Below are 12,579 nucleotides of genomic sequence, written 5' to 3'. Positions count from 1 at the left end.
AGTGACCCGCAACGGTCGAACGTGAGTTTGAGAATCCCAGTAAAGTTCTAGGACGAGCCAATGAAAGTGCCGCTACGATGCACTTAACAGCAAGGAGAAAGGCACCCCAGAGCTCATGTGTACACGAGTAGTTTGGCCAGATGCGAACGGCGCAGTCATTGTCGGCCGCAACATGGATTTCAACATTGACCTCCTCACGAACCTCTGGAAGCTTCCCCGAGGCGTGGAGCGCAATGACGGCGTGAACGGCAAGCTCACCTGGACGGCAAAGTATGGCAGCGTCATCGCCACCGCGTTTGACATGGTCGCGTGCGATGGCATGAACGAAGAAGGGTTCGCCGGTCACATTTTGTGGCTCGCAGAATCGCACTACGGTAAGCCAGCAGAAGATGATGTGCAGCTCAGTCAGGCGCTCTGGCTGCAGTACTACCTCGACAACTTCAAGACGGTTGCAGAGGCCGTCACCTGGACCGAAGAAACACAGATTCAGATCGCTGAACTCATGGATCCGATTCGTCGCACCCCGCCGACCCTGCACCTTGCCATCAACGATGCAACCGGCGACTCAGCGATCATCGAGTACACCGATGGGCGGCCCAAGGTCTACCACAGCCGTGAGTACCAGGTGATGACGAACTCACCGACCTACGATCAGCAGCTCGAACTGGTGAAGCAGTATGAAGGGCTTGGTGGCAATAAGCCCATCGGTGGCAGCACGCTCGCAACCGACCGATTTGCGCGAGCGGCTTACTACGTAGGGCGGCAAAAGCAGCCGAAGACGCAGCTTGAGTCGATGGCTGCGATGCTCAGCATCATGCGTAATGTGGCACAGCCCTTCCGTATCCCAGACCCGGGAAAGCCTGACGCGTCACAGACTATTTGGCAGACCGTGCTTGACCTGACGAACAAGCGCTACGCGTTCGAATCGACGACTCGACCGAACACTGTGTGGGTAGATTTCAACGAACTTGATTTTTCAGAGGGTCTGCCCGAGATGAAGCTTGATCTGGTTGGCAAGATGGCACTCGAGGGTGGCATTGCTGGCAATGTCGGCACCCAGTTCAAGGCTGTTGGACCGCTCATGAACAAGGGGCTGAAACTGGGTCTCAAGTTCCTGCAGGTTGCTTCGCAAAAGCAAGACGAGTTTGCAGTTCTCATGAAGGAGTTTCAGGGGATGATGAAGGCCTCTTGAGCCTGACCGCTATGGATCCGCGCCCGCACTCCTCTCCTGCATCGGGCTCGGAGCAGCGCAACGCCTAGACAACGCAGAAGCGCCGGTACTCACCTGTGTGAGCACCGGCGCTTCTGCTGTGTGCCGAACTAGTGCTTCTCTGAATGCTCAGACGAGGGTTCGCGACTGCACTCGTACTCGTTTGCTTCATTAAACTTATGCAGCAACGTTCGAAGTGCGGTGAGCTCGTCAGGCGTCCACGCTGCGAGACGATCAATGTAGTTGGTCGCTTGAATGGTACGAAACTTCTCGATGAGTGCCTCAGCCTGGTCGGTGTGGGCGAGGAGCATGACACGTCGGTCTTGCGGAGACTCGGACTCGGTGATGAATCCCTGCTTACGCAAGAATGCCACCTGCCGACTCACCGCCGCCTTGTCGATGTCCATTCGCGTCGAAATCTCTTTCGCGCTAATCGGGCCAGACCGCATGATGATCTGCAGAGTAATGAGACCGAGGCCACTCAATCCTGGGCACATACCCTCAGATACATGAGCCCAACGCCGCCGTGTCAAAGCGACGGTCTGACCAAGCTCAGAGAGGAGACCGGTGACGAGAGATGTGCGCTCGTCACCGTCTGAGATCATGCCTGGTCCTTCTGCTCTTCAGTTTCCGAAGCAGTCTCAGCTGCTCGAAGCTCTGCGATCCGCTCTGCATTGCTCTTCGTCTTGAGTGGCAGGTTCGGGAGGAACAAGATCGCAACGATCGCAACGATTGCGACCGGGCTTGCATACAAGAAGATATTACCAATTGCGTGACCGTACGCCGACTCGACGACCTCACGAATGGGCGCGGTGAGCTCGGCGATCTTCGGAAGCTGTCCGCCTGCGAGCGCTTCAGCTCCCTTCAGATCTTCTGGCGCCAGATGCGCAATGCCATCGCTGACAAAAGTCGTGACCTTCTGAGCCAGGATCGCTCCCATGACCGAGATACCAGCGGTACCACCGATGGTGCGGAAGAACGTCACTGCCGAGCTGGAAGCGCCGAGCTGTGTCGGGTGCACAGTGTTCTGGACGACCAGCACCAGGTTCTGCATGGTCATGCCGACGCCTGCACCGAGGATCGCCATCGAAATGCCGACGTACCAGTAGTTGGTGTCGTACCGGAGCTGGCCCATGAGCAGCAACCCCGCCAGTAGGAGGAAGCCGCCGGTGACGACGTAGCCCTTCCACTTGCCGGTTCGGGTGATGAGCTGACCAACGACTGTTGAAGAGATGAGCACGCCGGCCATCATCGGAAGAGTCAAGAGGCTCGACTCGATCACCGTGCGACCGCGAGCGAGCTGCATGTACTGGCCGAGGAACACTGCGGTGCCCATCATTGCCAGGCCAACAGCGATCGATGCGATGGATGCCATGGTGAACGTGCGGTTCTTGAAGAGGTCAAGCGGGATGAGCGGCTCTTCTACCTTCAGCTCAACGAACACGGCGATGACAAGCAAGACGATGCCGCCACCAACCATGAGCACGGTCTGCCAGGACCACCAGTCGAAGTTCGACCCTGCGAGGGTGACCCAGATGAGCAAGCTCGAGAAACCCGTCGAGATGAGAGCGGCGCCCCAGTAGTCAATCTTGATCTTCTGTTTGATGACGGGGAGGTGCAGCGTCTTCTGCAGCATGATGATCGCAACGATTGCGATGGGGGTTGCGACGTAGAAGTTCCAGCGCCAGCCGACAGTGTCGGTCAGGAGGCCACCGAGGAGGGGGCCGCCGACAGTCGCGACTGCCATGATCGCGCCGAGGATGCCCATGTACTTGCCGCGCTCAAGCGGGCTGACGATCTCTGCGAGAACAATCTGACCGAGAGCACCCAAGCCGCCGACGCCAATGCCCTGCAGCACGCGGAAGGTGATGAGCCAGGTCGAATCATGCGCGAAGCCAGCCATTGCCGAAGCAATGATGAAGACGATGAGTGCGACCTGCAACAGCACCTTCTTGCTGGTGAGGTCGGCCAGCTTGCCCCAGATTGGGGTCGAGATTGCACTCGCAAGCATGGTTGCTGTGACCACCCACGTAAACGATGCCTGGGTGCCACCAATGTCGGCAATGATGATCGGCATCGAAGTGCCGACGACGTTCATTGCGAGCATGGAAACAAAGTTTGCAAGGAAGAGGCCTGCGAGGGCCATGTTCTTCGCGCGTCCGGTGAGGACGCCTTCGAGGTGTGTCTTCACCGACCCGGTTGTTTGGGTACTACTCATTCGCGGATGAGATCCTCTCAATTGGTTGACGAAGATCAACTATAGAGGAATTGGTTGTGAAATGACAACTAATTGTGGTGATGGGTTTTGGGTGGGTGGGTGGTGCGACTCGTCGTTCGGCTACCCGGCTGGGAGTTGATCCGCCCTTGTATGCCGCCTTCAACTGCAAAACAGCCCTAAGTCTGAACGAATTTGGCACTAATCGTCCTGACGATGGCCGATTTGCAGACGTGGGGCCGCGTAATGTTACGGCCTCACGCACATGGTGATGCGCGGATCGGCACCCCACGCATGCTCAGTCAGCAAAAAGCGGTGCGGCACAGGGACAACCTGTACCGCACCGCTTGGGGCGGGAGAACCGACCAGCGCCGGCCTCGCTCCGCCGGCCTCGCCCTAAACGTCAGACTCGCGCTGCGCCCGCTGCGAGAAGTACACGGGGATGAGCGACAGCAAAATCATGAGCGTTGCAACGACATTGACCTGGTTTACCTCGTTCGGGCGCCCCATCTGGTTGAGGATCCAGAGTGGGAGCGTCTCGACGCCAGGTGGCGCGGTGAAGATCGTGACAACAATCTCGTCAAATGACAGGGCGAAGGCGAGCAGGCCGCCCGCGATAAACGAACTGCGGAACTGTGGGAACGTCACGAGCTTGAACGTCTGCATGATGCCTGCACCGAGGTCCATGGACGCTTCTTCGAGGTTCGGGTTCATGCGACGCAAGCGAGCGATCACATTGTTGAACACCATGACGACGCAGAAGGTGGCGTGGGCGATGATCATGCCCCAGTACCCCACGTGCAGTCCCATGGGCTTGAGCACCTGATGGAACGTGTTCGAAAGCGCGACACCGGTGACAATACCTGGCAGCGTGATCGGCAAAATGATGAGCAGATTGACGGTGTTCTGACCAAAGAACTTGAAGCGCTGCAGCGCAAAGGCTGCGAGTGTACCGAGCAGCAGGGCGATTGCCGTTGCAATAACTGCGACGATGACCGAGTTCAAGAACGCGGCGTGCGCTGCCGGGTTCACCAGCGCCTTATGCCACCACTCGAGTGAGAAGCCCGGAATGGGCCAGCCCGAGACGCGGCCTGAGTTGAACGAGTTCATGATGATCACGAACATCGGGATGTACATGAAGCCCAGCACAACTGCGGTGATCGCGCCGAGAATGATTTTGGTTGAGCGGCTCAAGCGAAGCATGACGTTTCCTCCGACTTACTGGGGCTTACAGGTTGTTCAGTGCGCCGGTGCGGCGGACTGCCCAAAGGTAGACAACGACGAGCACGATCGGGACGATCGCGAATGCTGCTGCGAGTGGTGGGTTGAGGTTGATGTTCTGTGCGATGACGGTGCCGATCATCTGGGTGCTACCGCCGACGTACTGTGCCGCGATGTAGTCACCAAGGCTGAGCGAGAACGTGAAGATCGAACCTGCGATGAGCGAGGGCATGAGCAGTGGGGTGACGACGGTGCGGATCGTTCGTCCGCCGCGAGCACCAAGGTCAGAGGATGCATCGAACAGGTTGGGCTGGATCTGCGAGACCGCAGTAAAGACGGGGATCGCCATGTACGGGAACCACAGGTAGACCAGCGTGAGCGTCACGGTGACGATGCCGAAGCCCGGTCCTGAAATGCCGAGCGGTTCGAGTGCCCAGTTGAAGAAGCCCTGCTCTGTCCAGACGAGGCGCATGCCGATGACCTTCACGAGGTACCCAGCCCAGAGGGGGAGTGTGACGAGCACCGCGAGCACGGCGCGCAGCTTCGGGCCTGCAACCTGCGCCATGAAGACCGCGAGGGGCACTGCGAAGAGCGCACAGATGAGGGTCACGGCGAGCGCGATGCCGAGCGTGCGGCCTGCGGTGGCGAGATACGCGGGGATCGTGAAGAGATCCTGGAAGTTTTCAAGGGTAAAGCCTGGCTTCACACGTGAGGTGAAGGGATCCGTCGTCCAGAACGCTGTGATGAGCAGCAGCGCGAGTGACAAGATGTAGACGCCCACAAGCCAGACCATGGGAAGTGTGAGGAGCGCTGCGAGGCGCGACTTGGGGCGCCGGTAGAGCGCGGTCGAGAGCGGCTTGGGGCGGCGTTCGAGAAGAGATGGAGTACTCACGGGGTGTCCTCATTGACTGGCTGCGTGCGGGGGAGCGCGCGGGGGGGGGGGCTACGTGCGGGGTATCGCGCTCACTCCGGTGGAAGCCGTGCGCGGTGAGAGGGGGCGTGGGGCGGATCGCCAAGCGGTCAGATCCGCCCCACGAATGTCGGGTGGTTAGCCCTTCACGGTCTGCCAGGCCTTGGTCCAGTCCTGGTAGTTGGTGCACTGAACGTCCGTGCGGCCGTCGATGCACTGATCGATCGGGGTGGTCCAGAACCACACCTGGTCGTAGTAGTTCTCGTCGGTTGCGTTGAACGCGTCGCAGTGTGCCTTTGCCTCATCGCTGGTGTCGCAGAACGCGGCGTTTGCGGGGGCCATGCCGAAGTTCATTGCGATCGCGCCGTTGACCTCGGGGGAAGAGGTGTAGTCCATCCACGCGTATGCGCAGTTGGGGCTCTTCGCGTCAGCTGCGAGCATCCAAGCATCTGACCAACCGGTCGCGCCCTCTTCTGGCAGCACGCTTGCGAACTTCGCGTCATCGCCGGTTGCTTTGCGGAGCACTTCCCACGAGGTTCCAACAACGGAGTTGCCGCCGGTGAACGAGGTGACGTTGGTTGCGGGGCTCCAGTACTCCGAGACCATCGGGTTCTGCTGCTTGAGGAGCTCGGTTGCTGCCGCCAGCTGATCCGCATCAAGTGCGTATGGGTTCGTGATTCCCAGGTCAGGCTGGTGCTTCATGAGGTAAATCGCGGCGTCAGCGATGTAGATCGGGCTGTCGTATGCAGCGATCTTGCCTGCGTACGGGCTGTCCTTCTCCCAGACGACGTCCCAGCTCGTGGGCGCTTCCTTCACTTCTTCAGTGTTGTACTGGAGGATGTTCGCGCCGCGGCCGATCGGTACACCGTAGGCGTTGCCGTTCAGCGTGTCATAGAGCTGACCCTGCATGCCGGCAACGATGTCGTCACCGAAGTTCGGGATGAGGTCGGTGTTGATGGGCTGAACGTTGCCATCGACAATGAGGCGGAGGCTCGCGTCACCCGAAGCTGAGACGAGATCGTACTCGCCTGTACGCATGAGAGTCACCATTTCATCACTGGTTGCGGCAACCTTGCGGTTGACGACGCAGCCGGTGTCTGCAGTGAACTGGTCAGCCCATGCGGGCTCGACGAAGCCAGACCATGCAACGATGTTGACTTCCTTTTCGAGGTCGCCGAGCTCCGTCATCATGGGGATCTCGGGGACATCGATCTGCAGGCCGCCGGCTTCGCCTGTGCCGCCTGCGTCGCTGCTTGAGCAGCCGGTGAGTACGAGACCCAGTGCAGCCGCAATTGCGAGCGGCGCAATGAGTGCCTTCTTCTTGTTCATCAGAACTCCTTTGTTGATGTGTGTACGGGGATGAAAGTTTGGTGACGTGCGATGTTCGCCCCGATGTGGGGCGCGGATCGACCTAGGCCGCGGCTGCCGCAGCTGGCGCGGTGCCTGGGATCGCGGTTGCGAACTCGCGGGGGAACTGCAGTCGCACGTTGTCGCCACGAGCGATGGTGATGCTGGTGGTCGGCAGGTGTGCGTTCTGGCTTTCCGCGATGTATCGCTGGCCATCTTCGCCGTCGATGAGGTAGCGGGTGTGTGCGCCTGCGTAGACTGTTTCGGCGATTGCGCCTGCGATTTCAACCGTTCCTGCGGTGGCGGCGGGCGCACTCGCGTCGACGAGCGAGATGCGCTCTGGGCGGAGGCTGTGGAGATCCGAGCTGCCAAAGTAGTGCTGTGAAAGCTCTGGCGAGATGATGTTCGTGACGCCGAGGAAGCGGGCGACGAACTCAGTCTCGGGGAACTCGTAGACCTCGCGGGGCGATGCCACCTGTTCGATCTTGCCGTTGTTGAAGACGGCAACGCGATCTGAGAGCGTCAGCGCCTCCTCCTGATCGTGTGTGACGAAGATGAAGGTGATGCCAACTTCACGCTGGATCTGTTTGAGTTCGACCTGCATCTGCTCGCGGAGCTGCTTGTCGAGGGCACCAAGCGGCTCATCAAGCAGCAGCACCTTCGGGCGCAAAATGAGTGCACGCGCGAGTGCGATTCGCTGACGCTGGCCACCTGAGAGCTGTGATGGCTTGCGGGTTGCGACCTGGCTCAGACGAACCTGCTCAAGCGCTTCGCCGACGAGCTTGGTGCGCTCTGCCTTTGCAACGCCGCGAACCTTCAGGCCGTAGCCCACGTTTTCTGCAATCGAAAGATGCGGGAAAAGGGCGTAGTCCTGGAAGACGGTGTTGACCTCGCGGTCAAAGGGCGCGGATCGGGTGACGTCGGTGCCGTGCAGCACGATCTGTCCCGCGGTGGGCTCTTCAAAGCCGGCGATCATGCGGAGGACCGTGGTCTTGCCTGAGCCTGAAGGGCCAAGCATGGAGAAGAACTCGCCGTTGCGGATCTCCATGTCGAGATCCTTGACAGCGGTGAAGTCACCGAACTGCTTGAGAATGCCGCGAAGTGATACCGCGCTCTCTGTGGAATTGAGTGTGGGGGCGGAGTGGTTGGCCATGTCGCGGTCTCCTCAACAACGATGTCGAAAACTGGAATGCTATGAAAACTAACATATGGGATTAAATGATTTAAACCGAAAGTCAACAATTTCGATCACAGTTCGGTTACGTTGTTACACAGGATCAGCAGGGTGATGTGTGCCAGACTCGTCCTCGGAAGCAATGATCCGCACCCACAGGAGCTCGGAGGACGACGTGACTGAGACCCCCGCGCAGCTGGCGTACACGGGTGATGCAGGTGGCGAAATGGTTCACGGTACCTCTCGCTTGCGCACGGCGGCCTTTGCCCCGATTGGCGAAGAGGGTCGCGCTGAGCTGGTGATTTCGCGGATCATCCAGGCCATCACGGTTGGTGCGTTCGTCGAGGGTGAGCGGCTGCCAAGCGAGACTGAGCTGTCGCATTTGTTTGGTGTCGCGGTTGTGACGGTTCGTGAAGCGCTCGGCGTGCTCCGAACGCGTGAGCTGATTGAAACAAAGCGCGGCCGTAACGGCGGCAGCTTTGTGCGCACGAGCCATGGTGCCGTTGAAGAGGTGAACGCACGATCGCTCGTTGAGCTGCCGCGACTTGCCCTTGCTGATCTTGGCGTGCATTACGAGACCATCGTGACGGCATGTGCGGAGTACGCATGTATGCGCGCCACCGATGATGAGCTCGCAGTGGTGCGAGAAATGCTCGATGCGGCCCACGGGCTCCCGGCGGATCTGTGGCGACGCCGCATCACCGAGGTGCAGCTTGAGCTGTCAGCGCTGAGCCAATCTGTTCGCTTGACGACCGAGCATGTGCGGCTGCAGACGGAGTTCACCCCCTTGCTTGCCTTGCAGGATGGCGACAGGGTGGCGCGTGAGGAGACACACGCGTACTTGAAGGCTCAGATTTCTGCGACAGAACGTGGCGATGTTGATCTTGTGCGCAGCGCGGTGCGCGAGAGTGTGCGAGGATCGGTTCGCTGGCTTGTAGGATTCCGAGCAGAGTTGCTCGCCGGTAATACAATCAGCGAAGTACGCGCAGCTGCAGAGCAGAAGCGCACAGATCAGCAGTCAATGGAGCAGGTGGATCTTGAGTGAAAGCGTGTCGGTAGACCACGCTGAGCGTGACGCAATTGCACGCGCAGCGATGGCACGCATTGATGGCTTCTTTGATGGCGTCTTTGCCCCGCTTGATGCGTGGGTGCCAGGGCTTGTCGATACGCTTCGGCCGCATCGTCAGGCTGGCCTGACAGGTCAGCAGCTTGCCGCAGTTGTTGAATCGGAAGCGCATCGCATTCTCGATTTTGGCGAGCGCCCAATTTATGGCGCAGGTTTCTGCGCAAGTGATGTGTTGGTTACGGAGGGCAACCCGCTCGCGTGGTGGCAGGGTCCTGAAAAGCTGCTGCTTGCCTCGTCGACGTTTGGTCCTGGCAAGGCCGCGATCGACCTTGAGCGACTTGAGTGGTACCGCATCCCTCGTGAGACCGGTGAACGACACTGTGCTGGTCCCTTTGTTGATTACTTGTGCTCAAATGAGGTCACGATTACCTCAACTGTGCCGGTGCAGGTCGACGGCGAATTCTGGGGCGTGGTGTGCGCTGACGTGCTCGTGGGTGACATTGAAGAACAGCTTCTCGAACGTGATCTTGGGCTCACTGATGCGACGCTCGTGAACTTGAGTGGTCGAGTGGTGGTGTCGTCGTCAGACGAGTACGAGACTGGCGATCGGTATCGTGGATCTCAGACGCACGCGGTCCGCTCGGAACGCTACCCGTTTGTGTTGTATAGCGGATAGGGCAGCGAGAATCGTCAGTCGGATGCCATTCTGAATTTTCCCAGGTTTTATGTTTATCGTTATGACATGCGTAACGATAAACATAATGCGTCGCCGATGGTGCGCCGTTCGATATCAACGATCACGATCGCCTGGGTGGGTCTGCTCTTTGCCGGTGGAGCCGCTGTTTTTGCAGTCATTGACCTCGCTCAGACACTGAACTCGCTTGCGCGCGGACAGGTACACACGAGCATCCCCCTGCCGTACGATGAGGTTGAACGAATGGGAGCTGCCTGGGGAACCCAAGTCGATTACTTGGCAAATGGATACGCAGATGTTGGCGTCACGGGGGTGTCAGCGGATCTCATTGACCTCTTCCGAACCTCGGCGCTGATGGAAAACCTTGTGACCATTTCGCTTGCGTTGCTTGCGATTATCGCGATTCTCTTGCTCTTCGTTGGCAAGTTGCGGTGGAACGCGCTTGCCGGCCTCACGATTTCAGGAGGGCTGCTCTTTGCCGCTGGATCGGTCTTCGCTGGTAAGGCTGAGAAGTTTGCCTCAGAGTCGCTGTCGATTGACCTGTATGCGCAGAACAACGTGTGGCTTGAGCCAGGGTTTCTGTCTGGACTCAGCGCAGTCCCATTCTTCGTGGGGATTGGCATCGCTGTGATTGGATGGTCAATGCGGACGAGTGGCCGATTCGCGAGCCAAGCAGATGGGGTGGTCTAGTTGCCAGAGACGCGAATTATCGTCTCATTGGATGCGCTCTTGAGTGAAAAAGAGATGACGCTGACGGAACTCTCAAAGCGAGTTGGAGTATCGGTCGTGAATCTCTCGTTGTTGAAAAACAATCACGCAAAGGCGATCCGGTTCTCTACTCTTGAGGCCATCTGTGACGCACTCGAATGCCAGCCGGGAGACCTCTTGTCGTTTCAGCCTGAGGTGAATGCGATAGGTGAAGAGCTGACCTAGAGCTAGGCCTAGATTGGCCTAGAGCAGGTGGCCGCCACCAGTGACGCGCATGCGCTCGACAAGCTTCTTCACGTCCTGTGCCTTGCTCTTCGTGGTGACAAGGAGCACATCTTGGGTGTCGACGACCACGGCATCTTCAACACCGACAAGGGCGACGAGTCGGTCACTCTCAGAGACGACGATTCCGCTTGAGGCGTCTGAAAGTACCTGAGCGCCGTCACCAAGGACAGCAAGATCGCTCCCACTTCCGCGACCGCGGGTGAGGAGGTTCGCGACGGAGGCGAAGTCACCGACATCATCCCAGTCGAAATGTGCGGCCACACACACCATCTTTCCGGCAGCTGCGGCCGGCTCGGCAACCGTGTAATCGATCGCAATTTTCTCGAGTGTCGGCCACAGGCACTCGCGCACCGCGGCACCCTTCTTGGTGTCCCAGGTTGCGGCCATCTCGCGGAGCGCAGTGACAAGCTCGGGACGTGACTCGGCCATTTGGTCGAGGAGTACCGTTGCGCGTGCAATAAACATGCCGGCGTTCCAGAGGTAGTTGCCGCTTTCGAGGTATTGCTCAGCGCGTTCCTGATCAGGCTTTTCTACGAACTCGGTGACGCTGTATACGTCGAATGGAGCGATGTCATTGCGTGCGGGACCGCACGCAATGTAGCCGAAGCCCGTCGATGGGTGGCTTGGGTGGATGCCAATGGTGACGATTGAACCCTGATCCGCCGCGTGCGCGGCAGCGGTGACTGCGCGCCTGAAGAGGACATCGCCGCGGATCACATGGTCTGCAGCGAACGAGCCGATGATTGCATCTGGGTCGCGGAGCTCAAGAATTGCAGCTGCGAGACCAATCGCCGCCGAGGAATCCTTTGGCTCAGATTCGGTGATGAGATTGTTCGTCTGAAGTTCAGGAAGTTGCACCTGGACCGACTCCCGATGCGCATTTCCGGTCACCACCATGATGCGATCAGTGGGGGAGATGGGGCGCAAGCGATCCCACGTAGCACGCAGCAACGAGTCGCCTGAACCGGTGAGGTCGAGGAGAAACTTCGGTGCATTCGCCCGGGAAAGTGGCCACAGTCGAGAACCGACACCTCCAGCCGGAATCACGCATGTCAGGCGATCAAGAGCGGAGCTGGTGACAGTCGAATCGGTCATGGCTCACAAGCTTACGTGGATCGGATTCCTGGCGCTGTAGGGAAAACCAGAAGACTGTGGGACATCGGGGTGCTCAACATGGTGTCATAATGGAAGGCAGCGGAACTCTACTTCGACGCCCGCGACCCGTTCGTGTGCCCTGTTGGCGGCGAGCGGATTTCTTGCGTCGAAGCATCGTTCTGATCTTCAAACGCCGGCGACGTCGGCGCATGCGGAGCTAAGGAGGAAGCTCGTGACAGCCCAAACTGCACAGGCCGCGGCGGCGAAGCCGAAGACGAAAGTCGGCGGCACGCTCTATCGCGGTAATGAAGGAATGTGGTCGTGGGTGTTGCACCGTATCACCGGTGTCGCGATCTTCTTCTTCCTTCTCGTACACGTGCTTGACACTGCACTCATTCGTGTGAGCCCTGAGGGCTACAACGCGGTCATGAGCGTCTACAAGACTCCGATCATGGGTCTTGGCGAGGCAGCACTTGTCGCGGCAATCGTGTTCCACGCGTACAACGGCATCCGTGTGATTCTCGTTGATTCCTGGAGCAAGGGTCCGAAGTACCAGAAGTCCATGTTCTGGATCGTCATCGCACTGTGGGCTGTAACGATGGCAGGCTTCCTGCCCCGTCACCTCATGAACGTGTTCGGTCACTAAGGCGGAGG

General features: G+C 58.9%; 13 protein-coding genes. 6 read left to right on the top strand and 7 right to left on the bottom strand.

Features of this window, described 5'->3' with window-relative positions; translation table 11 throughout:
• The first annotated feature begins 115 nt into the window (after positions 1–115).
• The gene (locus FW756_RS03030; RefSeq protein ID WP_446428697.1) at positions 116–1,192 is read left to right on the top strand and encodes a linear amide C-N hydrolase; all 1,077 of its coding nucleotides are present in this window, start codon (positions 116–118) and stop codon (positions 1,190–1,192) included.
• A gap of 128 nt (positions 1,193–1,320) precedes the next feature.
• On the opposite strand, the gene FW756_RS03025 is transcribed toward FW756_RS03030, so the two are convergent.
• From FW756_RS03025 to FW756_RS03000, 6 genes are all read right to left on the bottom strand, one after another.
• Positions 1,321–1,815: a MarR family winged helix-turn-helix transcriptional regulator gene (locus FW756_RS03025; protein ID WP_446428696.1), complete on the bottom strand. Its 495-nt coding sequence runs from the start codon at positions 1,813–1,815 to the stop codon at positions 1,321–1,323.
• Positions 1,812–3,428 (bottom strand): DHA2 family efflux MFS transporter permease subunit, encoded by a 1,617-nt coding sequence (locus FW756_RS03020; protein ID WP_446428695.1) that lies wholly within the window; start codon positions 3,426–3,428, stop codon positions 1,812–1,814. The genes FW756_RS03025 and FW756_RS03020 overlap by 4 nt, the downstream gene beginning before the upstream one ends.
• Before the next feature lie 393 nt (positions 3,429–3,821).
• The gene (locus tag FW756_RS03015; RefSeq protein WP_446428694.1) at positions 3,822–4,628 is read right to left on the bottom strand and encodes an ABC transporter permease; all 807 of its coding nucleotides are present in this window, start codon (positions 4,626–4,628) and stop codon (positions 3,822–3,824) included.
• 25 nt (positions 4,629–4,653) lie between these two features.
• The gene (locus tag FW756_RS03010) at positions 4,654–5,538 is read right to left on the bottom strand and encodes an ABC transporter permease (RefSeq protein WP_446428693.1); all 885 of its coding nucleotides are present in this window, start codon (positions 5,536–5,538) and stop codon (positions 4,654–4,656) included.
• A gap of 156 nt (positions 5,539–5,694) precedes the next feature.
• Positions 5,695–6,885 carry an extracellular solute-binding protein gene (locus tag FW756_RS03005; RefSeq protein WP_446428692.1) on the bottom strand — a complete coding sequence of 397 codons (1,191 nt, stop codon included), beginning with the start codon at positions 6,883–6,885 and terminating at the stop codon, positions 5,695–5,697.
• Between the two features lie 82 nt (positions 6,886–6,967).
• Positions 6,968–8,056 carry an ABC transporter ATP-binding protein gene (locus FW756_RS03000; RefSeq protein WP_446428691.1) on the bottom strand — a complete coding sequence of 363 codons (1,089 nt, stop codon included), beginning with the start codon at positions 8,054–8,056 and terminating at the stop codon, positions 6,968–6,970.
• 196 nt (positions 8,057–8,252) lie between these two features.
• On the opposite strand from FW756_RS03000, the gene FW756_RS02995 reads away from it, so the two are divergent.
• From FW756_RS02995 to FW756_RS02980, 4 genes are all read left to right on the top strand, one after another.
• The gene (locus FW756_RS02995; protein WP_446428690.1) at positions 8,253–9,122 is read left to right on the top strand and encodes a FadR/GntR family transcriptional regulator; all 870 of its coding nucleotides are present in this window, start codon (positions 8,253–8,255) and stop codon (positions 9,120–9,122) included.
• A gap of 4 nt (positions 9,123–9,126) precedes the next feature.
• Positions 9,127–9,819: a PDC sensor domain-containing protein gene (locus FW756_RS02990; RefSeq protein ID WP_446428689.1), complete on the top strand. Its 693-nt coding sequence runs from the start codon at positions 9,127–9,129 to the stop codon at positions 9,817–9,819.
• A 66-nt stretch (positions 9,820–9,885) separates the two neighbouring features.
• Positions 9,886–10,527 carry a hypothetical protein gene (locus FW756_RS02985; protein WP_446428688.1) on the top strand — a complete coding sequence of 214 codons (642 nt, stop codon included), beginning with the start codon at positions 9,886–9,888 and terminating at the stop codon, positions 10,525–10,527.
• A gap of 39 nt (positions 10,528–10,566) precedes the next feature.
• On the top strand, positions 10,567–10,770 hold the full coding sequence (locus FW756_RS02980; protein ID WP_446428687.1) for a helix-turn-helix domain-containing protein: 204 nt from the start codon (positions 10,567–10,569) through the stop codon (positions 10,768–10,770).
• Between the two features lie 18 nt (positions 10,771–10,788).
• On the opposite strand, the gene FW756_RS02975 is transcribed toward FW756_RS02980, so the two are convergent.
• Positions 10,789–11,925: a mannose-1-phosphate guanylyltransferase gene (locus FW756_RS02975; protein WP_446428686.1), complete on the bottom strand. Its 1,137-nt coding sequence runs from the start codon at positions 11,923–11,925 to the stop codon at positions 10,789–10,791.
• Positions 11,926–12,157: 232 nt separating this feature from the next.
• Here FW756_RS02975 and sdhC point away from each other — a divergent pair, with 232 nt between their 5' ends.
• Entirely contained in the window at positions 12,158–12,571 is a 414-nt protein-coding gene (gene sdhC, locus FW756_RS02970; protein ID WP_446428685.1) for a succinate dehydrogenase, cytochrome b556 subunit, read from the top strand.
• Positions 12,572–12,579: the final 8 nt, after the last annotated feature.

It is taken from the genome of Leucobacter sp. 1207-22 (assembly GCF_052850455.1).
Note: the sequence above shows the minus strand (reverse complement) of the source record. Positions and strands in the feature narration are given on the sequence as shown.

Bases quoted from the DNA above. Each gene is read 5' to 3' on its own strand.
- FW756_RS03030 (WP_446428697.1), top strand. From the start codon at position 116: ATGTGTACACGAGTAGTTTGGCCAGATGCGAACGGCGCAGTCATTGTC.
- FW756_RS03015 (WP_446428694.1), bottom strand. From the start codon at position 4,628: ATGCTTCGCTTGAGCCGCTCAACCAAAATCATTCTCGGCGCGATCACC.
- FW756_RS02975 (WP_446428686.1), bottom strand. From the start codon at position 11,925: ATGACCGATTCGACTGTCACCAGCTCCGCTCTTGATCGCCTGACATGC.
- FW756_RS03025 (WP_446428696.1), bottom strand. From the start codon at position 1,815: ATGATCTCAGACGGTGACGAGCGCACATCTCTCGTCACCGGTCTCCTC.
- FW756_RS02985 (WP_446428688.1), top strand. From the start codon at position 9,886: ATGCGTAACGATAAACATAATGCGTCGCCGATGGTGCGCCGTTCGATA.
- FW756_RS03005 (WP_446428692.1), bottom strand. From the start codon at position 6,885: ATGAACAAGAAGAAGGCACTCATTGCGCCGCTCGCAATTGCGGCTGCA.
- FW756_RS03020 (WP_446428695.1), bottom strand. From the start codon at position 3,428: ATGAGTAGTACCCAAACAACCGGGTCGGTGAAGACACACCTCGAAGGC.
- FW756_RS03000 (WP_446428691.1), bottom strand. From the start codon at position 8,056: ATGGCCAACCACTCCGCCCCCACACTCAATTCCACAGAGAGCGCGGTA.